Annotated in this window: 17 protein-coding genes; 11 read left to right on the forward strand and 6 right to left on the reverse strand. The window is 71.3% G+C overall.

The window, feature by feature from the left end:
- Positions 1-18 precede the first annotated feature (18 nt).
- Positions 19-417, reverse strand: coding sequence for a hypothetical protein (locus LADH09A_RS05070; RefSeq protein ID WP_238643556.1), 399 nt, complete (start codon positions 415-417; stop codon positions 19-21).
- A gap of 383 nt (positions 418-800) precedes the next feature.
- Between LADH09A_RS05070 and LADH09A_RS05075 the strand changes: the two genes are divergently transcribed.
- The 4 genes from LADH09A_RS05075 (at position 801) to LADH09A_RS05090 (ending at position 5,143) form a co-directional block, all read left to right on the forward strand.
- Complete coding sequence (locus LADH09A_RS05075) at positions 801-2,060, forward strand: glycoside hydrolase family 16 protein (protein WP_238643557.1); 1,260 nt, start codon at positions 801-803, stop codon at positions 2,058-2,060.
- 236 nt (positions 2,061-2,296) lie between these two features.
- A complete protein-coding gene (locus tag LADH09A_RS05080) occupies positions 2,297-3,319 on the forward strand; it encodes a DUF4331 family protein (protein ID WP_238643558.1) in 1,023 nt (340 codons plus the stop codon).
- A gap of 278 nt (positions 3,320-3,597) precedes the next feature.
- On the forward strand, positions 3,598-4,143 hold the full coding sequence (locus tag LADH09A_RS05085; protein ID WP_238643559.1) for a hypothetical protein: 546 nt from the start codon (positions 3,598-3,600) through the stop codon (positions 4,141-4,143).
- Between the two features lie 76 nt (positions 4,144-4,219).
- A complete protein-coding gene (locus LADH09A_RS05090) occupies positions 4,220-5,143 on the forward strand; it encodes a COG1361 family protein (protein ID WP_238643560.1) in 924 nt (307 codons plus the stop codon).
- Positions 5,144-5,404: 261 nt separating this feature from the next.
- Here the strand turns inward: LADH09A_RS05090 and LADH09A_RS05095 are convergent, their stop codons facing one another.
- From LADH09A_RS05095 to LADH09A_RS05105, 3 genes are all read right to left on the reverse strand, one after another.
- Positions 5,405-8,413 carry a fibronectin type III domain-containing protein gene (locus tag LADH09A_RS05095; RefSeq protein WP_238643561.1) on the reverse strand — a complete coding sequence of 1,003 codons (3,009 nt, stop codon included), beginning with the start codon at positions 8,411-8,413 and terminating at the stop codon, positions 5,405-5,407.
- A gap of 175 nt (positions 8,414-8,588) precedes the next feature.
- Positions 8,589-8,819, reverse strand: coding sequence for a DUF2188 domain-containing protein (locus LADH09A_RS05100; protein ID WP_238643562.1), 231 nt, complete (start codon positions 8,817-8,819; stop codon positions 8,589-8,591).
- A gap of 75 nt (positions 8,820-8,894) precedes the next feature.
- Positions 8,895-9,554, reverse strand: coding sequence for a M23 family metallopeptidase (locus tag LADH09A_RS05105; protein WP_238643588.1), 660 nt, complete (start codon positions 9,552-9,554; stop codon positions 8,895-8,897).
- Positions 9,555-9,676: 122 nt separating this feature from the next.
- Here LADH09A_RS05105 and LADH09A_RS05110 point away from each other — a divergent pair, with 122 nt between their 5' ends.
- The 7 genes from LADH09A_RS05110 to LADH09A_RS05140 all read left to right on the forward strand — a co-directional run bounded on the left by LADH09A_RS05110 (position 9,677) and on the right by LADH09A_RS05140 (position 19,439).
- Positions 9,677-12,079, forward strand: coding sequence for a PEP/pyruvate-binding domain-containing protein (locus tag LADH09A_RS05110; RefSeq protein WP_238643563.1), 2,403 nt, complete (start codon positions 9,677-9,679; stop codon positions 12,077-12,079).
- A 28-nt stretch (positions 12,080-12,107) separates the two neighbouring features.
- On the forward strand, positions 12,108-12,773 hold the full coding sequence (locus LADH09A_RS05115) for a hypothetical protein (protein WP_238643564.1): 666 nt from the start codon (positions 12,108-12,110) through the stop codon (positions 12,771-12,773).
- 52 nt (positions 12,774-12,825) lie between these two features.
- The gene (locus tag LADH09A_RS05120; RefSeq protein WP_238643565.1) at positions 12,826-13,392 is read left to right on the forward strand and encodes a TetR/AcrR family transcriptional regulator; all 567 of its coding nucleotides are present in this window, start codon (positions 12,826-12,828) and stop codon (positions 13,390-13,392) included.
- A gap of 59 nt (positions 13,393-13,451) precedes the next feature.
- On the forward strand, positions 13,452-14,636 hold the full coding sequence (locus LADH09A_RS05125; protein ID WP_238643566.1) for a low temperature requirement protein A: 1,185 nt from the start codon (positions 13,452-13,454) through the stop codon (positions 14,634-14,636).
- Positions 14,637-14,731: 95 nt separating this feature from the next.
- On the forward strand, positions 14,732-15,379 hold the full coding sequence (locus tag LADH09A_RS05130) for an ABC transporter ATP-binding protein (protein ID WP_238643567.1): 648 nt from the start codon (positions 14,732-14,734) through the stop codon (positions 15,377-15,379).
- 80 nt (positions 15,380-15,459) lie between these two features.
- A complete protein-coding gene (locus LADH09A_RS05135; RefSeq protein WP_238643568.1) occupies positions 15,460-18,504 on the forward strand; it encodes an FtsX-like permease family protein in 3,045 nt (1,014 codons plus the stop codon).
- Complete coding sequence (locus LADH09A_RS05140; RefSeq protein WP_238643569.1) at positions 18,501-19,439, forward strand: ABC transporter ATP-binding protein; 939 nt, start codon at positions 18,501-18,503, stop codon at positions 19,437-19,439. Before LADH09A_RS05135 ends, LADH09A_RS05140 begins: the two co-directional genes overlap by 4 nt.
- Positions 19,440-19,453: 14 nt before the next feature.
- Here the strand turns inward: LADH09A_RS05140 and LADH09A_RS05145 are convergent, their stop codons facing one another.
- Both LADH09A_RS05145 and LADH09A_RS05150 read right to left on the reverse strand, forming a co-directional pair.
- Complete coding sequence (locus LADH09A_RS05145; RefSeq protein WP_238643570.1) at positions 19,454-20,767, reverse strand: hypothetical protein; 1,314 nt, start codon at positions 20,765-20,767, stop codon at positions 19,454-19,456.
- 12 nt (positions 20,768-20,779) lie between these two features.
- Positions 20,780-22,306: an alkaline phosphatase D family protein gene (locus tag LADH09A_RS05150; RefSeq protein WP_238643571.1), complete on the reverse strand. Its 1,527-nt coding sequence runs from the start codon at positions 22,304-22,306 to the stop codon at positions 20,780-20,782.
- Positions 22,307-22,401 lie beyond the last annotated feature (95 nt).

Consider the following 22,401-nt stretch of genomic DNA (forward strand, 5'->3'; position numbering starts at 1 on the left):
CCTGCCCGGCGACGCGCGCTAGCTGACCTGGGCCACGGGCGCCGGGCGGTGCTTGATCTCCTCCATGAAGGGGAACTGGGCGGTCAGCTCGGCGATCGTCAGCCCGGCCTGCCAGGCCGCCGCGACCTTGGCGACCTGCAACAGGTCCATCACGTCGCCGCGCGCGAGGACCTCGCCCGAGACCCGCAGATCGATCATGAAGTATCGGGCCTGCGATCCCAGCTTCACGCAGACCACACCCTGCTCGGAGTGCAGCTCGGCACAGGTGAACCGGCTGCGCCCCTGCTCGGGAGAGGTGACCCGGCCGAGATCGAGCCCATGGCGGGCCGCGGTTTCGATGAGCGCGGGGGCCAGGCCACCCCGCTCGACCAGATCCGGGTAGAGGCGCACACCCAGCGCCGTCGACGCGTCGCTCATGACTGACTCCCACTTCCTTGTGACAGAGACCAGCAGCGCGCAGGTTACGGGGAGGTTTCCCGCACGCCTCGCCATCCTGTCCCGGGTGGACGCCTCACGGCAATAGGAAGGGTCGATTCGACCGCTATCGAGTAGCACTCGGCCACGGCGACCTGCTTCGATGGGATCACCGCCGTCCACCTCGGAGACATCGACCGGTCTCGTGTTTCGGCCGCGCGCCGACCCTCCACCGCTCACCGCGCAGCATCGGGCGGTAACGGACGGTTGGCATATTGGAAACAGTCTTGACAGAAAAGCATGATATCGACATGCTTCATTCTAGAGAGCGCTCTCCGCCCTCTCCGGCACGCAGCCTCCGCCACCCCCTCGCTGAGGAGCCTCCCGTGTTCACAGCCCGTCCCACCCTCCGCTTCCGTCCCCTCGTACTCATGGCGGTCGCCCTCGTCGCGACCGCCGCGGCACTCGTCGTCCCGCCGCATCCCGACCGGGCCGAGGCCGCCATCGGCCCGATCAGCTGGCAGGACGAGTTCAACTCCCCCGCCGGCACGCCTGTCGACCAGAACAAGTGGCGGTTCGACATCGGCGGCAGCGGTTGGGGCAACAACGAGCGGCAGTACTACACGAACAGCACCAGCAACGCCGTCCACGACGGCCAGGGCAACCTCGTCATCACGGCCCGCCGGGACAACCCCGCCAACTACCAGTGCCACTACGGGCGCTGCGAGTACACGTCGGCCCGGCTGCTCTCGGCGGCCACCTTCACCCAGACGTACGGTCGGTTCGAGGCTCGGATCAAGATCCCGCGTGGTCAGGGCATCTGGCCGGCATTCTGGATGCTCGGCACCGGCGGCGGGTGGCCCGACGCCGGCGAGATCGACATCATGGAGAACATCGGCCGGGAGCCCAACACCGTGTACGGCACCGTGCACGGACCCGGCTACTCCGGCGGCGGCGGCATCACCGGCAGCCGCACCCTCGGGGCACCGCTCGCCGACGGCTTCCACACCTACCGGGTCGACTGGGAGCCGAACGTGATCACCTGGTACCTGGACGGGGTGCAGTTCCACCGGGTCGACCCCGCCCGCCTCGGCGGCAACCGCTGGGTGTTCGACCACCCCTTCTTCATGATCCTCAACGTGGCGGTCGGCGGCAACTGGCCCGGCTACCCGGACGGCTCCACCCAGTTCCCCCAGCAGATGCTCGTCGACTACGTCCGCGTGTCCAGCTACACCTCCGGCGGTGGTGGCGACCCGGCTCCCGGCACCAGCCGGATCCGCGGGGCACAGAGCGGTCGCTGCATCGACATCCCCGGCGCCAACCCGGTCGAGGGCGCCAAGTTGCAGATCTGGGACTGCAACACCAGCGCCGCCCAGAGCTGGACCTTCGCCACCGACGGCACCGTCCGCGCGATGGGCAAGTGCATGGACCCCGCCTGGGCCGGCACCGCCAACGGCACCGAGGTCAACCTGGTCAGCTGCAATGGCAACACCGCGCAACGCTTCACCCTCAACGCGTCCGGTGACCTGGTCAACCTCAACGCCAACAAGTGCGTGGACGTGCGGGAGGCCAACCCCAACAACGGTGGCAAGCTGCACCTCTGGGACTGCCTCGGCGCCGCCAACCAGAAGTGGTCCCGCGTCTGACGACACCAGCACCGACGAGTGGGCCGTCCGAGCACAGCTTCGGGCGGCCCACCGCCGTGTGCGGCCCACCATCGCGGGCCGCCCACCGCCGCAAAGGGCCCGGATGTGCGGCCCACGCAGCGTCCGACTCCTCCCATCACCCGGGCGAATCCGAATTCAGCCGATGGCGCAGCAGGTTGACTTCTGCCCGCTATGTTCGGATTAATCCAGATACCGGCCGCTCCGGGAGTGAACTCATGTCGCACCACCTCGACACCCCCCTCGCCGCCCAGGGCGGCCAGCTCTACATCGACGACCTGTACGTCTTCAACGGCAACCGCGCGACCGTCTTCGTGATGGACGTCAACAGCTCGGTGACCAAGGCGGACATCAAGCGCGGCTTCCACGCCGAGGGCCGTTACGAGATCAAGATTCACGTCAACGGCGCCGAGATGGAGGATCTGACCTACCGGTTCGCCTTCGGCGAGCTCGACGGCGACAACAGGCAGACCCTCCAGTTGTACGAGCTGACCGGCGCGGACGCCCGCGACGACGCCGCGATGGGCACCCCCATCGCGGAGGGACGCACCGGCGAGGTGACGACCGGCGGCAACGTGCGGATCTGGGCCGGGCGGATCACCGACCCGTTCTACGTCGACCTCGACGAACTCGCCACCATCAACGGCGCGGTGAAGAACGGGTCGAGGGTGGACCGCTCGGCGTGGCGCGTCGACCAGGCCAAGAACAGCTTCGACGACACCACCGTCGAGTCGATCGTCCTCGAGGTCTCCCACGACGAACCGTTGCTGCGCGACGGCACCGAGATCGGCGTGTGGTGTCGCACCCTGCTGGCGACCGACGCCGGTGGCTGGCGCCAGATCAACCGCGCCGGCCACCCCATGATGTGGCCGATCTTCTGGCCGCACGACACCGACTTCTCGGATCCCGCCAACTTCCGCCACCCCAGTCGCGACCTCACCGAGGACGGCGAGGAGATCGCCAACGCCGTCGCGGGTGTCGTCGCGGCGAACGGGACCGCGCCCGACCCCCAGGCGTACGGCTGGAGCGTCGCCCGGCAGCTCTATCCCGACGTGGTGTCGTACAAGGTCGGCACGGCCGCCAACTTCGGCTTCGCGATCCGCAACGGGCGCACCATGGCCGACAACGTGCCCGAGGTGATGTTCTCACTGGTCCTGAACACGGGCACCACCTCCGGGCTCACCCCGGAGGTCACCAAGGCGGCTCGCGCCGCCTCCTTCCCCTACGTGGTCCCGGCCTGAGGGGATCCGCAAAGCCCGTCCCACGACGCGGCACCTCCCGCTTTCGCTCGATCCACTCGTCTTCCTTGGAGTCGGGGTATCCGGAACGTTCGGATACCCCGACTTCGCTGAAAGGCGAGTCGATCAACCATGCCCAGCGCCGTCCCGCGACGACCCGGCGCGGGAGATTCACGATCACCCAGCAGGGGTGACGCTGCCACATTCGCCCCTTAATGGGTATTTTGCGTAGTTACGCTCGAACTGCTTCTCATGGGCGCTTTAGGACAGAAGGAGACTCGATGCGTAGAAAGATTCTCGCGGGCCTGGCCGGCATTGCCGCCGTCGTCGCGCTCGCCGGACCAGCCGCCGCGGACACGACGGGCGACACGATCGTGACCCTCACCGTCGACGCGGCCGGCGGTCTGTCGATCACGGTGCCGGCAACGGCGAACATCGGGCACGGCGTGGAGGGCTCGACCATCTCCGGTCAGCTCGGCCCGGTCACCGTGCTGGACCAGCGCGGGTCGCTCACCCCCAACTGGACCGCCAACGTCATCTCGACCGACTTCGTCACCGGCGGCGGCAGCTCCGGTGAGACGATCCCCAACATCAACGTCCTGTACTGGTCCGGCCCCGCAACGGCGACCGCCGGTAGCGGCACCTTCACGCCGGGCCAACCCACCGCCGCCCAAGCAGTGATCATCAACGTTCCCCGGACGGCGATGACCCACACCGGCGGCACGGGCAACAACTTCGCCACCTGGAACCCCACCCTGGTGGTGAACGTGCCCCTCGGCACCGTCCAGGGTGTCTACACGGGGACGGTGACACATTCGGTGTTCTGACCCGCTCGGCCGGCTGGTGCTGCTGGCCTCGGTCGCCCTCGTGGCGCTCGGGGTTTCGGCGGCACCAGCCGCTGCCGTGCGGGAGCAGCGACAGGAGCCCGCCGAGGATGCCGCGATCAGCATCCGGATGCTGGACATCCCCGCCAGTCGGGTGCAGGACCCGCGGGCCCAGGTCTACATCGTGGATCACCTGAAGCCCGGGACGACGATCAACCGTCGGGTCGAGGTGCAGAACACCTCGGGTGAGACGCAGAAGATCGAGTTCTATTCCGGAGCGGCGTCGGTCGAGAACAACGCCTTCACCGTTCCCGAGGGCCGCACGGACAACGAACTCAGCGGTTGGATCCGGCTGAAGACCGCCGGGATCGAGCTGGACCCAGGCGAGCGACGGCCGGTCGACGTCGAGATCGCCGTGCCGAAGAAGGCGTCCAAGGGCGAGCGGTACGGGGCGATCTGGGCGCAGGTCACCAGCGCGAAGGAGCGCACCGGCAACGTCACCCAGATCCACCGGGTCGGCATCCGGGTCTACCTCGACATCGGTCCGGGCGGTGAGCCGCCGACGGACTTCCGCATCGACGGGCTGGCCGCGGAACCCGGATCCGGCGAGTTTCCGGTGGTCACCGCGAACGTCACCAACACCGGTCAACGCGCGCTGGACATGACCGGCACCCTGTCGCTGACCAAGGCGGCGGTCAAAGCCGGCCCGTTCAAGGTGACCAACGGCGTGACGATCCTGCCCGGCCAGAGCGGCCAGGTCCGGATCGAGGTCAACCAGGCCCTGCCCGCGGGCACCTGGGACGTCCACGCGAAGCTCGCAAGCGGCATCGTCGAGCGCACCGCGACCGGGAAGATCAGCCTGCCCGTCGCGGCGCCGATGACCGTAGCGACGTCTGCCGGGCCGAGCTGGTTGGTCTACGCCGTCGGCGGGATCGCCCTGCTGGTGCTGGTCACCTTCGCCGGCTGGTACGTCGTCCGCCGACAACGCACCCGGCTGACCTGACCTCCCAGTCCACACAGACTGCCCGGCCGTTCCCGCAAGGAACGGCCGGGCAGTGATGTTGTCAGGCCCACCCCGTTCCCCACGCCCCCGGCGCTCGGGTCCGATCCCCGTCGATCATGGAGTTATGGTGCCCGATTGGCACCGGGTGGGCTGCTTTGTCGCCCACCACAACTCCATGATCGATGAGCCGGGGTGGGGGCAGGGTGGGGGTGGGGCGGGTTGCCGAGCAACCTGTTGCCCTGGACGGGCATGGTCCTGGGACTAGATGACCGAGTGGGTCACGACGGCCGTGTAGTCGCCGGCCACCACCCCGGTGGGGAGTGTGACCCACAGGGTCGGGTTCCAGGTGACGGAGTTCGGGCCGCCGGTCTGGCCGGACCAACCAGCGGCCGTCTGCGGGGTGTCCAGCACCGCGCCGGGCTGCGGGACGAAGGTGCCGACGCCGGTGATGGCGAGGGCCGCCCCGGAGGCGTACGTGATGCTGCTGTTGGGGATCGTCTCGCCGGGCGACCCGGCGCCGGTGGTGAAGCTCGTGCTGGAGACGACGGTGACCCAGTTTCCGGAGAACGGCCCCCGGTCGTCGGTCACGGTCACCGGGCCGAGTTGGCCTGAGAGGCCGGTCGTGCCCGCGGTGGCGGCGCCGAGCGGGGAGATCGCCGGGACGGTGATGGAGAGCCCACCGAGCGGGCTGATGACCAGCTCGACCGGCCGGGTCGCCGACTGGTTGAACGAGTCGGTCACCCGGACGGTGAACGGGAACGTTCCGGACACGGTGGGCGTACCGGAGAGCAGACCGGTGGCCGGGTCGAGGGCCAGCCCGGCGGGCAGGCTCCCGGCGCTCACCGCCCAGCCGAAGGGACCCGTCCCGCCGGTCACCGTGAACTGGTACTGGTACGGGTCGTACGCCTTGCCGGGCGGCGGCGGCGCGAAGGTCAGCGTCGGTGCCGCGTTGACCGTCACCGACCCGGAGGCGGCCGACTGTGGGCCGGTCCCGGCGGCGTTGGTCGCGGCCACCCGGAAGGTGTACGTGGCGCCGGCGGTCAGCCCGGTGACGATCTGGGTCGTGGCGGTCCCGGTGAAGATCTGGGGCGTCTGCGCCACGCCGTTGAGGTACGGCGTCACGGTGTAGCCGGTGATCGGCGAGCCCCCGTTGGCCGGGGCGGTCCAGGTCACCGTGGCGGCGTTGGTCCCCGCCGTGGCCGAGGTGATCGTCGGCGCTCCGGGCAGGGTGTACGGGACCACCGCCGCCGAGGGCGGGCTGGCCGCGCCGGTGCCGAACGCGTTCACCGCCGCCACCCGGAAGGTGTACGAGGCCCCCGCGGTCAGCCCGGTCAACGTGCGACTGGTGGTGGAGGCGTCGAAGGAGAGGGTCGCCTGGGTGACCCCGTCGCGGATCGGAGTGATCAGGTACCCGGTGATCGGGCTGCCGTTGTTCGCCGGCGCGACCCAGCTCACGGTGGCGCTGGTGACGCCCGCGACGGCGGTCGGCGCGGCCGGGGTGCCCGGCGTGGACGCGTAGACGTAGTTCGCCGACCCTGCCGAGCCTCGGGTGACGACGCTGACGGTGACCGTCGCCGGGCTGGACCGGGCCGGCATGGAGGAGATGGCGAGCGTGCCGTTGGGGTTCACCGTGAAGCAGCCGGCGGCCGGGCCGGAGGTGCACGGCAACAGCAGCACCGACGTGCCCGCCTGCTGTTCGGCGGCCGTACCGATGGTGATCGCGGTCGCTCCGGTGAGGTTGCTGCCGCCCACGGTGACCGCGATGCCTCCGGAGACCGAACTCTGGGCCGGGGTGACGGTCACGCCGCTGGGTGCGGTGGCCGGCACGGCGGGTGTGGTGACGGTGGAGAAACCGGGGTTCGCGTCGATCGAGGACGAGGTCGCCACCGTCGTGGTCTGGATCAGCGTCGGCGTCACCGTGGTGCCGGTGACGGACGCCACGACCGTGATCGGCGGCAGGGAGGTGCCGCCGGCGAACGGGCCGTTGCTGTTGGTGCAGCTGATGGTCTGCCCGGACGGGGCGCCGCAGACCCACCCCGAGCCGTACGCGCCGCGCGGCACGACACCGGCGGGCACGGTCTGGGTGACCGTGATGGGCGCTGTCTCGGTGGCCCCGGCGTCGACCCCGGCTGTGATCGAGTAGGTGACCGGGTCACCGGGCTGCGGGTTGGCCCCGACGGCGCTGGTCTGTGACACGTTCAGGTCCGGCACCGGGTTGAAGCTGACCGCGCGGGCGTTGTCGACCTCGTGGAAGTCGGTGACGGAGCCGGTCGAGGCGACCCAGCCGAAGGCGAGCTGCCGGGGGTAACCGCTGGCGTTCAGCCAGGTCGGCGACGGGTACAGGCTGGGTGCCACGACCGGGAGTTCGCCCGCCAGCGTGCGGGCCGATCCTCCGACCGGGGTGAACCTGACCCGGTACTGACCGGCCGGAACGGTGATGCCGGTGTCGGTGGTGAACGGGGACGCGGTGGTGTTGGCGACCACCTCGACCGGCACCACCGAGGCGGCCCGGGTGGCGGCCCGCAGCGGCAGGGCGGGAGTCGACGTGCTTGCGGCGGTGCTGTTGATCGCGCAGTAGCCGACACCGTTGCGGCCCGGTCCGCGAACCACGACCTGGCCGGGGACCCGGCCGTTGGTGGTCGAGATGTACGGCGGGTTCGTGCAGCCGGTGCCCTGGTACGTGCTGTTGCTGAAGTTGCCGAAGACGTCCAGCCCGATGCCGAGGTAGCCGTTGGAGAGGCCTGCCGATGCGCCGTTGAACGCTGCCGAGTAGCCCAGCGAACCTCCCGGCTGACCGAGGGTGGACGGGGGTCGCGGGTTGGCCGGGTCGACGGCGGCCAGCACGAAGGCGAGGCCGTCCGCACCCGGGTTGATGCCGCCGTACTGGTAGGTGTTGAAGGTGACGTGCAGGCCCTGCGAGGTCGGCACGCTCACCGCACCCACCACCCCACCCTGCCGGGTGATGGTGGCGGGCGTGAGGCGCAGCTTGCCCGAGCCCTGCGGGTCGGTGGAGGTGAGACAACTGAACAGGGGCCCGGTCGTCGAGTTGCCGGCCGCGCTGAGACAGGCGGCGTTGCTGGCGAGAATCCCGGGCACGCCGGGCACCGCCACGGCGCCGATGCCGTTCGCGGTGTTGTTGCGGAACGGCTGGTCGAAGAGGACGGACCCGGCCGCCCGTGCCGGTTGTGGTGCGAACGCGAGGACCCCCGCAATCATGACGACCGCCAGTGCTGCGGTGCTGATCGGACGACGCCGGTCCCAAAACGACATGCCCACTCCCAGCTTTCACTCCAGTACCGATCTGGACTATATCCCCCCAAAACACCCACAGTTTCCGTACGACGGAGATCGCCGGATGGCCCCGGCCGGCGGCCGACAGGCGCAGAAGCCAACTGACCTCCTCGGCCGTGGCCGAGGAGGTCAGTGGACGGAGTGCGAAGAGCCGTCAGCCCTCGATGTCCCGGGGGTCGCGGCTGCGGGGGTAGGTGTTCTTCTCCCCGATCGTGCCGTCCTGCTTCTTGATCACGTGTTCGACGCCACGGTCGGCCGCCATCTCACGGCCCTGGGCCTGCGCGTCGGCCTTCACGTCATGCGTGCTGCTGGCCCGCTCGTGACCCTCCGGCTTGTTCTTCCACTGCCCGTCCTCGTGGTACGTCTCGACGTCACCCTTGGCCATGGCCGGCTCCCTCCCTGCGTCTGAACTGTCCCCCGAATCAGTGCCCCCCGGCGCACCGGGGCAAACTGCCCGTCCTCAGGAGACGGCCGGGCAGTTGTTGCTCACCCGCCGGAGGATCTGTTCGCGTTCGTCGGTGGTGATGCCCGACGGGACCCCGTCGAAGTGGGTCTCCACCTTGTCCCAGCCGCGCCGCTGCTCGTAGTGCAGGTGGGGCGCCCCGGAGTTGCCGGTGCTGCCGAGCCGCCCGATCTGGTCCCCCTGTGCGACCTTCTGACCGACCGTCACCAGTGGCGGTTCGAGCATGTGCAGGTACTGCGTCTCCCACTTGCCCCCGTGGTCGATCTTCACCCAGTAGCCCCCACCGCGCCCCCGTGGGCCGTCCGGCTTGTCCGGGGTACGCCCACCCAGCGATCCGTTGACGCCCGCCACGGTGACCGTGCCGGCGTACGACGCCAGCACCGGCCGCCCCCACGTCTCGCCCTCGGTCGGGAAGAAGTCGACGTCGTAGTCGTCGTGCCCGGGGTAGGTGCTCAGTTGCCACGTCTCGCCGCAGGTCACCGGCATCTGGAAGAGCGGACGCGGCCCCGCCGGTCGCAGCATCGGCACCACGACCAGCGCGACGCCGAGGACGGCAGCCACGGCGACGAGCGCGAGGAGGACCCGGAGTGTGCGGCTTCGGGGGCGGCGGTGGGAGCGGGCTGTGGTGGGGCGGCCGGTCGTCACCGACCCGAGCATGGCAGACGCCGGCAACGCCTCGACTCCGGGCCGCCCGCCCGCCGAGGGGAGACATTGCAGTCGCATCGTGAACGAGGTACGGTCGAATGCAATGCAGTCGTATTGCAACGAGAGTGGGTCCGATGCACGTGATCGCGTTGTCCGAGGCCACCAGCGAACTGCTCGACCTGGTCGGCGGCAAGGCCGCCGGGTTGGGTGAGCTGATCCGGCGCGGCGAGCGGGTCCCCGAGGGCTTCTGCGTCACCACCGAGGCCCACCGGGTCGGCGTCATCCCCACCGACGAGGTCGTCGCCGCGTACCAGCGGCTCGGGGCGGGCCCGGTGGCGGTGCGTTCCAGCGCCACCGCGGAGGACCTGCCCGACGCCAGCTTCGCCGGGCAGCAGGACACCGTCCTGAACGTCACGGGCACCACCGAGCTGATCGCCGCCATCCAGACCTGCTGGGATTCGCTGCACAGCGACCGCGCGACCGCCTACCGCGACGCCCGCCAGATCGATCACCAGGCGGTGCGGATGGCCGTCGTCGTGCAACGCATGATCACGCCCACCGTGGCGGGGGTGCTGTTCACCGCGAACCCGCTGACCGGGCGTCGCGACGAGATGGCGGTCGACGCCGCCGCGGGCCTCGGCACGACAGTGGTGGACGGCGCGGCGGCCGTCGACCACTACGTCCTCGACGGCGTCGCACGGGACAACACGGGATGCCTGACGTCCGCCCACCTGGCCGAACTGCGCGCCACGGGCGAGCGGTTGCAGGCCCACTTCGGCTCCCCCCAGGACGTGGAGTGGGCGATCGACGCCGACGACGTCCTGTGGCTCCTGCAGTCCCGGCCGATCACCAGCCTGTTCCCCCTCCCACCACGGACCGGCGAGCCACTCCCCCGGGTCTACCTGGAGTTCGGTCACGTCCAGGGCATGGTGCAACCGGTCACCCCGATGGGCATGTCCACCCTGCGGACGCAGATCACCGCGATGCTCGCCGCGCTCGGCGTACGGGTCGAGATCGTCGACATCGGCGGCCGGCTCTACGGCGACCTGACCGACCTGGCGCGGGACAGGTCGTCCCGCAAACGGCTGGTGAAGCTCCTGGCGGTCGACTTCGGGCCACGGGCCCAGGCGGTGATGCAGCACGTGCTGGCCGACCCCCGGTTCGCACCGACCAGTGATGGCACCAGGCGCGGCGGGGCACAGGGGGCCGCGTCGCTGCGGACGGCCGGCCGCGCGGTGGTGGGGATCGTGCGGGCTCTGACCCGACCGGAGGCAGCGCGGATCCGGATGTTCGAGGCGATCGAGCAGATGAAGGTGCGCTCGGCCGCACCCGCCGACCTGCGGACCGCCGCCGACCGACTGCGATTCGTGCAGGCGCAGGACCCCGACGACAGCGCGGACGCCATCATGTGGCCGATCGTCGCGGGGATGCTCGCCGCCGCGCTGCCGACCGCGCTGCTCAAGGGAGTCGCCGGCCCAGACGAGATCCACAGCGTGCTGGGCGGTATGCCGCACAACGTCACCATCGAGATGGACCTGGCCCTGTGGCGGCTCGCCCAGGGCGCGGGCGACCACCATCAGCTCCTCCTCGACACCCCGCCCGCCGAGCTGGCCGCACGGCATCTGCGCGGGACGCTGCCCGACATCGGCATGACCACCTTCCTCGACGTCTACGGTCACCGGGGCGTCGCCGAGGTCGACCTCGGCGTGCCCCGCTGGGTGGAGGACCCCACGCCGGTGTTCGCCGCCGTCGCCAACTACCTACGGGTCACCGATCCGCGGCAGGGCCCCGACCAGCGCTTCCAGCGGGCCGCGGCCGCAGCGGAGGCGTCGTTGGCGGAGCTGGTCACCCGAGCACGCCGCCGGCGGCCGGTGCGGGGCCGCCTCGCCGGCTTCCTGCTGCGCCGGGCGCGGTCGTTGGCCGGCCTGCGCGAGGCCGGCAAGTTCGCCGGGCTGTACCCGCTGCGCGAGACGCGCCGCCAACTGCTGCTCATCGGCGCCGACCTGCACGGCTGCGGGTTGCTGGACCAGCCCGACGACATCATGTTCCTGACCCTCGACGAGGTGCACGCCGCCGTACACCAGGGTGTCGACCCACGCGGGACGGTCACCTCCCGGCGGGCCGTGCACCGCCGGGAGCTGCGTCGCCGGACGGTGCCGGTGGCGCTACTCTCCGACGGCACGGACGTCGAGAGCGTCCTGCCGGCGGTGCCCGCCCGCGACGGGACGCTCGCCGGCGTGGGCGCGTCGGCGGGTCGGGTGACCGGCCCGGCCCGGGTCGTCCACGACCCGGGCACCGCCCACATCGAGCCCGGCGACGTCCTGGTGGCCGCGACCACGGACCCCGGCTGGACCCCGCTCTTCCTCACCGCCGCGGCGCTGGTCACCGAGACCGGCGCGATCATGGCGCACGGCCCGACGGTGGCCCGCGAGTACGGCATTCCCGCCGTCATCTGCGTGCCCGGCGCCACCCGGGCGATCTCCACCGGCCAGCTCGTCACCGTGGACGGTGGCGCCGGGACCGTCACGGTCCACTGACCGTCGCCCCCCACCGAGAAGGACGACCATGACCGACACGAAGGCACCAACCAGGGCGCGGGTGGGCCCACTGCTGCGCCGGGCGGCCGAGGCCGAGGCCGCGACCTGGCGCAGCCTGTACGTGTGGGCCCGACGCCGCCCGCTGCCGCTGGGGCCCGGTGACGAGCCGTTCGGCTACCTCGGCGTGGTCAAGCCGATCCTGGGCATCTTCATCGGCCTGTCGGTCGTGGAGATCCCCATCTTCGATGTCGTCGTCACCCACGTGGTGCCGTGGCGGCCCGCCCGCTGGATCGTGCTCGGCCTCGGCATCTGGGGTCTGCTCTGGATGATCGGGCTGTATGCCAGCATGACGATCCATCCGCACGTCGTGGGTGACCGGGGTCTGCGGGTGCGGCTCAGCTGGGGCATCGACGTCTTCATCCCGTGGACCGACATCGAGGCGCTGCGCAAGCGTTACCGCTCGCTGCCGTCGAGCAGATCGGTGCAGGTCGAGCAGGAAGGTGACCGTCGGGTGGTGTCCGTCTCCGTGGGCAGCCAGACGAGCATCGACGTCCTGCTGCGTCGGCCGCTGACCGTCGACCTGGCGAAGACCGGGTCCACCCCGATCCACGAGCTGCGCCTGTACGCCGACGACCCGGACGACCTGTTGCGCAGTGCGCGGGGCGCCCCCGCGAGCACCACCGTCAGCCGGTAACCGCCGTCGCTGGCGGGGTGTCCGGGTCACCCACTGTGAAACGATCGAGGCCATGCCCAAGAAGGTCGATCACCAGGAGCGACGCACCCTCATCGCGGACGCGCTGATGCGGGTCGCCGCGGATCAGGGCCTGGAGGCCGTCAGCCTGCGTCACGTGGCCGCCGAGGCGGGTGTCTCCGCCGGGATGGTCCAGCACTACTTCCGGACCAAGGACGAGATGATGGCGTTCGCGTTGAGCGTGGTGCGTGAACGCAGCCAGCTTCGGGTCACCGAGGCGGTGGCACGACTGGGCGAGACGCCGTCGCCTCGGCTGCTGCTGCGCACGATGCTCGCCGCGCTGCTGCCGCTCGACGACCGGACCCGTGACGACGGGCGGGTGGCACTCGCGTTCCTCGCCTACACGGCGGTGCGACCGTCGGCCGCGCCCAGCCTGCACGAGGACACCGCCCAGTTCACCGGGTTCATCGCCAGCGTCCTGCCCGACCGCCACGGCGCCGCCGCCGCGGCCGGCCTGCTGGCGCTGATGGAGGGGCTCGGTGTCTACCTGCTGGGCGGGCAGTACACCGCCGAGCAGGCGCTGGGCGCGCTGGACGCCCACCTCGACCTGCTCTTCGACTGATCCCGTCGTAGCTGGCCGTTGGCCCCCGGACACGGGGCGGCACCGACCAGGATGGGCGGATGAGCCGCTTCCCTCGGTCCCGGCCGGTGCTGGTCGAGGAGGCGCACCGGGCCACGACCTTCGAGATCTTCTTCGACCTGGTCCTGGTGTTCGCGCTGACGCGGCTCATCGGATTCATGGCGGACTCCCTGGGGCCACTCACCCTGTACCAGGGGCTGCTGCTCCTGCTCTGGTTCTGGTACGCGTGGAGCTGCTACGCGTGGCTGAGCAATCAGGTCCGCGCGGACACCGGCCTCGTGCTCGCCGGGATGACCGCGGCGATGGCCGCCATCTTCGTGGCCGCGCTGGTGATCCCGGGGGCTTGGCAGCGCGACGAGGGCGCCCTGAGCCCACCACTCACCCTGGCCGTCGCCTACATCCTCGTCCGAGGGCTGCATCTCGCCCTGATGCTCCACGCCTCGTCGGGCAACCCGCGGTACCGCCTGCAGACCCTGCGCTTCGCGGTGTCCACCACACTCGCCTGGGCCCCGCTGCTCGTGGGAGCCGTCCTCGGCGGAACGGCGCAGACGGTGCTGTGGACCGTGGCGTTCCTCGTCGACTACGGCGGCGGCCGGATCACCACCGCCGCCAGCTTCGGCGAGGTCCGCAGCGGCGCCCACTTCGCCGAACGTCACGGCCTGGTGCTGATCATCGTGCTCGGTGAGTCCCTGCTGTCGGCCGGGGCCGGTGCGGGCCTGACCCCGTTCGGCTGGCAGGTTCTGCTGGCCGCGGTGTTCGGCTTCGCCGCGACCGTGTGCCTGTGGTGGCTCTACTTCGTGGGCGTCGCCCCGGCAGCCGCCAAGGCGCTGACCTCGGCCTCGCCGCAATCCCGTCGTCGCCAACAGTTGGCGTCGGACGCGTACACGCTGGCGCATCTGCCAATGGTCGCCGGCGTCGTCTACGTCGCCCTCGGCATCCACCTGATCCTCGCGAGCCTGACGGATCAGCCCCCGCGTGCGGCCGGAGAGCCGATGGGGTGGTCGGCGGCGACCGTGCTCTACGGCGGGGCCGCGCTCTACCTCATCGGCCGCCTGCTGTTCCTCCGGCTGAGCGTACGCGGCTCGCCGGGTCAGCTCGTCGCGATCGGCGTCGTCCTCCTGCTGCTACCCGTGGCCCGGGTCCTGCCCGGGCTGACCGCTCTCGGGCTACTCGCCGCCTTCCTCACCGCCCTGGTCCTGCACGAGCGGCTGAAGCGGGTCGACTGACCCCTGGTGGCAGGGCCGCAGATCGACGGGGATTGTGCACGTTCCGCTGGCCGTGGCAGTCTGCGGATCGTCGGAGCCGGAGGGGGCGGTGGCACATGGTGAGCATGCACGGGGTGTCGGTCGGCTACGGCGACGCGCCCGCCGTCCTCCGGGACGTGTCGGTGACGGTCCGTCCGGGTCGGGTGCTGGCGTTGACCGGTTCGTCGGGTGCCGGCAAGACCACCCTGCTCCACGCGATGGCCGGGCTGCTGCGCCCACGAGACGGCACGGTGACGATCGACGGGCAGGCGCTACGCGGCCGAGACCACGCGGTCGAGCACCGGATCGTCCTCATCCCGCAGGACAACGGTCTGGCCCCCATCCTGACCGCGACCGAGAACGTGCAGGTGGCACTGGTCGCCGGGGGCGTGACAGCGACGGAGGCCCGCCAGCAGACCGCCGCGATGTTGGATCGGCTGGGTCTGTCCGGCCAGGCCGACCAGTTGGTCGAGGAGCTGTCCGGCGGCCAGCAGCAGCGTACGGCCATCGCTCGCGGCCTGGCGCTGCGCGGCGGCGTGCTGCTGGCCGACGAGGTGACCAGCGAACTGGACGCGGGCAATCGGCAGCGGGTTCTGGATCTGCTGCACGACGAGGCCAGCCGGGGCGTGGCCGTCGTCTTCGCCACCCACGACCCCGAGGTGGCCGCCGCCTGCGAGGCGGAGCTGCACCTCGTCGAGGGACGGGCGGAGACCGTCCGCGGTTGAGGGACATGCCGTAACCGGCAGGTCTCAGTCCGCCCGCAGGGGACAGTGGGCGCAAGGGCCCGTCGATACCATCACCGTCAATGCTGACCATCATCTGGGCAGCGCTGGCGGCCCGCCGGGCGCAGGCCATGGCCGTGCTCCTGCTCGCGTTGCTCGCCAGTGCCGCCGCCGCGGCGGCACCAACCTACGTCGCCGCGGCCGGGCAGGCCCTGTGGCGCTACGAACTGTCCACCGCGCCGCCGAGCGAGCTTCGGCTGCGATTCGCCGCTGCTGTCGAATATCCGGGGATGCCCGGCGATCCCACCGGGACGGCGTCGGTGTTCGTGGACAAGGTCCGGCAGTTGACGCCGGCCGGGTTCGACGTCGTCCTGGGCGCCCAGAGCGGCGGTGTCGCCGCCAGTCGTGCCGGCACGGTGACCTCGAACCTGAACTATCGGGCGGGGGTCTGCGAGCGGGTCACCGTGACCGGAGCCTGCCCCCGGGCCACCTCGAGGGGTCAGCTCCCCGAGGTGATGGTCAGCACGCACACCGCGGCGCGGCTCGGTGTCGCCGTCGGGGACCAGTTCACATTCGGCGCGGTGCCGGTGCGGGTGGCCGGCGTCTACCAACCGCTCGACGTGCGGGACCCGTTCTGGCTCGGCCAGGAGTTCATCCGGCCACCGGCGAGCGGCTCGGGTAGCACGTCGATCCCGGGGAGCGCCGAGGACGCCATCTTCAGCGCCAATGCCTCGCCCCTCGTCGACGATCAGGTGATCCTGTTCCGGCCGACGGCCGATCTCTATGCCACCGAGCAGTTGTTGGACAACCAATCGATGGAGGACCTGCGGGCGGCGGTCGCCGTGGTGCAGCGCGACGGGGAGCGTGAAAGTTTCGGGGCCGGCACCAGCCTGCCCAGTCTGTTGGACCGCGTCACGCTGCAGCGCGGGCAGCTGGCCGACGGCGTGACGCTGGGCGCGGGGCTGCTCGTCCTGCTCTGCTGGCTGGTCCTCTTCGTCGCGGTTGGTTCGGCGGCGGACCAGCGGCGACCGGAGCAGGGTCTGCTCCTGCTCCGCGGGGTGCAACGCCGACGACTGTGGGCGCTGGCGGTCGGCGAGCACGCCGTGCCGGTGCTGGTCGCGATTCCCCTCGGCTGCCTGGCCGGTCTGGCGGCTGCCAAACTGCTCGCCGCGCACACTCTTCCGGCCCGCGCCGACGTCGCGGTGGACGCCACCACGATCGGCTTCGCCACCATCGGCGCCGTCGGCGCACTCGCCGCGGTGCTGCTGGCCCAGGTGCGGATGATGTCCGCGCCGGTCGTCGACCTGCTGCGTCGGGTGCCGGCACGGGTACGAGGGTGGCGGGCGACCATCGGTGACGTCGTCGCGGTGTCCATCGCCGTGGCCGCCGTGGTGCAGGTGCGCTCCGGCGGATCGCCCAGTGGCCTGGCGTTGGTGGCGCCGGTCGCCGGAGCGCTCGCCGCAGGTGTGCTGCTGGCGCGGATCGCGATGATCGCCGGCGCCGCGGTGGGTGCGGCGCTGCTTGCGCGCGGCCGGACGGCGGTCGGCCTCGCCCTGGTGCAGGTCGCCCGGCAACCGCGGTTCCGGCCCCTGATCGCCCTGCTCACCGTGGTCGTCGCCATGCTCGCCTTCACCGTCGCGACGAGTGAGATCGCCTCGGCCGCCTACCGGGACCGGGCAATGGTCGAGGTCGGCGCGCCCCGCGTCGTCGAGGTCGACGCGACGTCCCGTTCACACCTGTTGACAGCCGTGCGGGCGGTGGATCCCGAAGGCGGGTTCGCGATGGCCGCGGTGGTGTCGGGTACGCCCGACGCGGCCGGCACACCGCTGCTGGCCGTGGACTCCGACCGGCTGGCGACGGTGGCCGCGCCGCATCCGTCCTACGGCGTGCCCCTGGCGGACGTCGCACGAGACATCCGCCCGGCCGCACCGGGAACACCGGTGCAGTTCCGAGGACAACAGCTCATCATGGCTGCCTCCGCCGACTTCGACGCCGAGATCTTCGCCGGAAATCGGGTCCGCCTGGCCATCACGATCTCCGCAAGGAACGGCACCCGGGTGGTCCTCGCCCGCGAGGACATCAAGCCCGGCCAGAGGGATTACGACCTCCAGGTGCCCGAGTGCGCGCAGGATTGCCGGATTGCCAAGATCGAAGTTGATGCTCCAGTGGTGGCCCGGCCACTCAAGGTCCACTTCGAGGAGCTGCGCACCGCCCAAGCCGACGGCGAAGGCGAGGCTGTCGTGCTGACCGGCGCGCAGCTCGCCGATCTGCAACGGTGGCGGCTGCTCGACACGGACAGCACGCGTCTCAGCGCCGGGAGCGGAAAGAAGGCGGGACTGGTCCTCGATGTCGAGGAGAACCGGCGGGCAAGGCCGGCCGGCGTCGCTGTCGTCGATGCGCCGTTCCCGCTGCCGGTCTACCTGACCCGCTCGAAGGGGACGGCGCTGGGCGGGTCCCATCCGTACGACGGTGTCGACGGGACACCGACCAACGGCTCGGTTCGCGGCCTGGCCGATCATTTGCCGCGGCTCGGTGGCTCCGGCCTGATCGCCGACCTGGAGTACGCGGATCGACTCGCCGTCGCCAGCCAGAACGGCAACGAGGAGGTCTGGTTGGCGCGGTCGGCTCCCGCCGACGTCCTCGACCGGCTTCGCGCCCAGGGTCTGGTCGTGCGGGGTGAGAAGACGATCAGTCAGGTACGAGAGGATTTCGATCGGCAGGGAGCGGCGTTGGCACTGCGCTTCAACATGTTCGCCGCGCTGGCCGGGGTGCTGATCGGGGCGGCCGGCCTGGTGGCGACGGCTTCCGCCGAGCAACGCGCCCGGGTGGCCATGCTGGTGGCGCTCCGCCGGCAGGGGCTGCCACCACGTGCCGTGCGTGGCGGTTACGGCTGGCCGGTCGCGTTCGCGGCCGGGTCCGGCGCTCTCGTCACGCTGCTGATCTGGCTTCTCACCCGCAGCGGGCAGCGTCTGTTCAGTGACGGCCGCTCGCCCGTCCCGTTACCCGAGTGGCCGGACCTCGGCCGGCTGCTGTTGTTCGTGGTGCCGGCGGTCGCCCTGTTCGCCCTCACGGCGGTCGTGCTCGGTCGGCTCGTCGCCGCCTCGGTGGCCCGCCGGAGCGGTCGATGACCGCCGCGCGGCAGGACGAGCCGGTGACCGCCACACCGTCGGCCGGCGGTGTGGCCGTCACGTGCCACCGGCTGATTCACATCTACCCCACCGCCACCGGTGACGTCGTCGCTCTCTCCGGGGTGGATCTGACCATCGCGGCCGGCGAGATGCTGGCGCTGGTGGGCCCGTCCGGCTCTGGCAAGTCCACGTTGGTGGCGATCCTCGGCGGGCTCATGCAACCCTCCGCCGGACGGGTCCACGTGGGCGACCACGAGCTGTCCCGACTCCCCTCCAAGGGCCTGGCCGCCCTTCGCGGGGCCACGGTCGGCACGGTGCTCCAGGGCGCCGAACGCAACCTGCTGCCGTACCTGTCGCTGTCGCGCAACATCTGGTTGGCGCAGCGACCCGCGGCGCGCCTCTCCGGGCGCCGGCTCGACCCGCCGGAGGCGATCCTGGACCTGGTCGGTCTCGCCGGTGCCGGCGCACGGCGGGTGGGCGACCTGACCCCGGGGCAGCGTCAACGGGCCGCTCTGGCGCAGGGGCTCGCCGCCGGGCCCGGCCTGCTCCTGGTCGACGAGCCGACCAGTCAGCTCGACGTGGCCGGTCGCGACGAGGTGCTCGCGGCACTGGCCACCGTCAACGCGCAGCGGGGCACCACGGTGGTCGTGGTGACCCATGACGGCGAGGTGGGTGCCCAGCTCGGCCGAGCGGTCACCATCCGCGACGGCCGGGTCGGCGCCGAGGGGCGTGACGGCCGGGACTTCGCCGTGGTGGCCGGCGACGGCACGATCCAGTTGCCGCCGGAGACGTCGGCGGCCTTCCCGGCCGGGACGTTGTTCGAGGTCGACCACACCGACCGGTCGATCACTCTGCGCGCCGTGGCCACCCCGTCGTCCCTGGGCGGGAACGACGGGGTGGCTAGCGTCAGCGGTGAGCCTGACCACGCCGCCTGAAGGGCCCGGACGGCTCAGTTCACCGTCGCGGCGGCCCGCGCCTTCAGCCGGCGCAGCTCGTCGGCGGACATCAACCAGGTGGAGTTCGTCGTGCCCAGACCGAGGAGCACCTGGTCGAACGCGTTGCCGTCGTTGTCGTCGGTGTAGCAGACGCTCACCTCACCCCAGGGCGACGCGGCGACGGCGAAGTGCTCCTGACGACCGGTCGTGGTCTGGCTCAACGCCTGGGCGGCCAGCCGGCCCGTGGACGTGCCGTCCGGGTTGAGGCCGCGCGCCCAGACGTCCGGGTTGGCACCCGACACCGTCCAGCCCACCACGACGTTGTCCTGGTCGTCGATGCCGACCCCCGGAGCGATGGCGCCGGCCCCGCTGGAGACCTCGACCTCACCGTGCCGGGCGGTGCCGGCCGTGGTGAACGAACGCGCCCAGACACCCCGTGCGCCGGTGTGGTCGGATTCCCAGCCGACGGTGAAGTCACCGGCGAAGTTCGCCGCGACCGAGGCGCGCTGCTGCTGCCCCCCGCTCTGCGCGTTGGCCGTCCGCCGCGAGAGCACCACCGCACCGTTGGCGCGGGCCAGCCGGGTCAGACCGATGTTGTACGACCCGTTCGCGTCGGCGTCCTCGTCCCAGACCACCAGCGCCTCGCCGGACGCCGACACGGCCACGTCGGGGCGGTGGTGCGCGCCCGTGGTCTGCGAGGCCGTCACCTCGTACCCCTTGGTGGTGGGCCCGGTGAAGCCGGCGGCCTTGACGGTGGCGGGAGCGGTGCCCTGCACGTCCTCCCACACCACGGCGAACCCGACAGCGGCGGTGGTCGGCGCGCCGTCGGGGTCGACAGCGACCTTCGGCCAGATCTGCTGCCCGGCGTCGCTGGCGTTGGCCTGCCCCGAGCCGAGCACGGCGCCGGTGGGCGAGACCACGCGGTACTGGATGTTGTAGACGCCGTTGCCGTCCCCGTCGGCGGCCCAGACGACAACGGCGTTGCCCCGGTCGTCGAGCCCGACGTCGGGGCTGATGTGCCGCCAGGCGGCCCCACTGGTGCCGCCGGTGGAGAGCTTCAGCTCGTAGCCGGGCGTCCCGTCGCGGAACAACCGCAGGTAGATCTCACTGTGCGTGTCGTCCTCGGGGGCGGTGCTGTCCCGGTCGTCCTCCCACGCCACCGCGACCTGACCGTTGCGGTTCATGGCGATGGCGGGCAGGTCCTGGTCGCCGGTGGCCACGCTGTTCGCGGTGGCCCAGGTGACCGCCTCGGCGGTCATGGCGGTCGGAGCTGGCACGACGTTCGGCACCAGCAGGGAGGCGGTGAGCAGTGCGGCGATTGCGGTCATCGTGGTTCTCCTTTACCCGGCCTGGAGGCCGGGCTGGCCGTCGAGGATGACGAACGAGCGCACGGTGGACGCCGCGGCGCCGTGCTCGGTCACCGTGTTGAGCGCGCGGAAGTCCGCGCGGACCTGGCTGCGGCTGATCGTGGTACGCACGTATCCGCGCCGGTCCGAGTGGAACCTCAGGTGCGGGTTGGTCGCCGCGTTCGGGATGGTGGTGCTGCCGGTGCCGTTGCCGGCGGAGGTGATCGAGGTGCAGACCAGCTCGGTGCCGATGGTGGCGGACGACGGGTTGGCGTAGTCGGCCTTGAGGTCGTTGGCCCACGACTTGTGCACGTCCCCGGTGAGCACCAGCGGGTTACGCACCCCGCGCTGCTGCCATCCGGTCTGGATCCGGCTGCGGGAGGCCCGGTAGCCGTCCCACGCGTCCATGCTCGCCGCCCCGGCCGCGTCGAACTGGCGGGCGAAGAAGACCTGCTGGCCGAGGATGTCCCAGGTGCCGTAGCGCTGGGCCAGCCCGTCGAGCAGCCACGCCTCCTGGGTCGCCCCGGTCAGGGACCGCGAGGCCAGGTCGGCGTCGGCGCAGACCTTCCAGCCGTCACCGCACGCCTGGTCGTCGCGGAACTGCCGGGTGTCGAGCATGTGGAACGTCGCGAGCTGTCCCCACCGGACACGCCGGTACAGCGGGATGCTGTTGCCGCTCGCGGCGGAGGCCGGCCGCAGGGGCATGTTCTCGTAGTAGGCCTTGTACGCGGCGGCGCGTCGGGCGGTCCACTGCGCGGCGGTCAACGTGGGGCTGCTGTCGTTGCGGACCATGTTGGCGTAGTTGTTCTCCACCTCGTGGTCGTCCGGCACGACGAGCCAGGGTGCCGCGGCGTGCGCCGCCTGGAGGTCGGGGTCGGACTTGTAGAGCGCGTACCGGCGGCGGTAGTCGGCGAGCGACACGATCTCCGCACCGACGTGCTGCCGTACGGCGGAGGTGTTGACGCCACCCTCGTAGATATAGTCGCCCAGGTGCAGGATGAGCCCGGGGTTGTCCTCGGCCATCCGCCGATACGCCGTGTAGTAGCCGGCCTCGTAGTGGGCGCAGGAGGCGAAGGCCATCACCAGGTCACGGCCGAAGCTGCCCGGCGCCGGGGCGGTCCGGGTCCGCCCGACCGGGGAGATCTGGCCCTGGGCCCGGAACCGGTAGTAGTAGTCGGAGTCGGCGGCGAGCCCGCCCGCGATCGCGTGCACCGAGTGGGCGTCCGCGTAGCGGGCGACCACCGACCCCGAGGCGACCAGCGAGGTGAACCGGTCGGTGGTGGACACCTGCCACTCGACGGTCACATCGGCGTTGGCCATGCCGCCCTGACCGTCGGCGTTGAGCGGAGAGGGTGCCAGCCGGGTCCAGAGGACCACGCTGTCGGGCGTCGGGTCACCGGACGCCACACCGAGCTTGAAGGGGTACGGCACCGCGGCGTGGGCACCCTGGCGGGGTGTCACCGCGACACCGGCGGCCACGAGTCCACTGAGGACGAAGATGCGACGGCTCAGCCTTGTCATGGTCAACAGCCTCGGGAACGTCGATGAACGGCGATGGGTTCGGCGCGGAATCCCGCGTGACGGGATGCTGTCCGCACCAAGGCGGTCAGGTGTCC

The organism is Micromonospora cabrerizensis (assembly GCF_022230955.1).
Classification (GTDB): domain Bacteria; phylum Actinomycetota; class Actinomycetes; order Mycobacteriales; family Micromonosporaceae; genus Micromonospora; species Micromonospora cabrerizensis.

Excerpts from the sequence above, each read along its gene's own strand:
- LADH09A_RS05080 (WP_238643558.1), top strand. The coding sequence starts at position 2,297 with ATGTCGCACCACCTCGACACCCCCCTCGCCGCCCAGGGCGGCCAGCTC.
- LADH09A_RS05095 (WP_238643561.1), bottom strand. The coding sequence starts at position 8,413 with ATGTCGTTTTGGGACCGGCGTCGTCCGATCAGCACCGCAGCACTGGCG.
- LADH09A_RS05110 (WP_238643563.1), top strand. The coding sequence starts at position 9,677 with ATGCACGTGATCGCGTTGTCCGAGGCCACCAGCGAACTGCTCGACCTG.
- LADH09A_RS05130 (WP_238643567.1), top strand. The coding sequence starts at position 14,732 with ATGGTGAGCATGCACGGGGTGTCGGTCGGCTACGGCGACGCGCCCGCC.
- LADH09A_RS05085 (WP_238643559.1), top strand. The coding sequence starts at position 3,598 with ATGCGTAGAAAGATTCTCGCGGGCCTGGCCGGCATTGCCGCCGTCGTC.
- LADH09A_RS05120 (WP_238643565.1), top strand. The coding sequence starts at position 12,826 with ATGCCCAAGAAGGTCGATCACCAGGAGCGACGCACCCTCATCGCGGAC.
- LADH09A_RS05100 (WP_238643562.1), bottom strand. The coding sequence starts at position 8,819 with ATGGCCAAGGGTGACGTCGAGACGTACCACGAGGACGGGCAGTGGAAG.
- LADH09A_RS05115 (WP_238643564.1), top strand. The coding sequence starts at position 12,108 with ATGACCGACACGAAGGCACCAACCAGGGCGCGGGTGGGCCCACTGCTG.
- LADH09A_RS05150 (WP_238643571.1), bottom strand. The coding sequence starts at position 22,306 with ATGACAAGGCTGAGCCGTCGCATCTTCGTCCTCAGTGGACTCGTGGCC.
- LADH09A_RS05135 (WP_238643568.1), top strand. The coding sequence starts at position 15,460 with ATGCTGACCATCATCTGGGCAGCGCTGGCGGCCCGCCGGGCGCAGGCC.
- LADH09A_RS05140 (WP_238643569.1), top strand. The coding sequence starts at position 18,501 with ATGACCGCCGCGCGGCAGGACGAGCCGGTGACCGCCACACCGTCGGCC.
- LADH09A_RS05105 (WP_238643588.1), bottom strand. The coding sequence starts at position 9,554 with ATGCTCGGGTCGGTGACGACCGGCCGCCCCACCACAGCCCGCTCCCAC.
- LADH09A_RS05125 (WP_238643566.1), top strand. The coding sequence starts at position 13,452 with ATGAGCCGCTTCCCTCGGTCCCGGCCGGTGCTGGTCGAGGAGGCGCAC.
- LADH09A_RS05145 (WP_238643570.1), bottom strand. The coding sequence starts at position 20,767 with ATGACCGCAATCGCCGCACTGCTCACCGCCTCCCTGCTGGTGCCGAAC.
- LADH09A_RS05070 (WP_238643556.1), bottom strand. The coding sequence starts at position 417 with ATGAGCGACGCGTCGACGGCGCTGGGTGTGCGCCTCTACCCGGATCTG.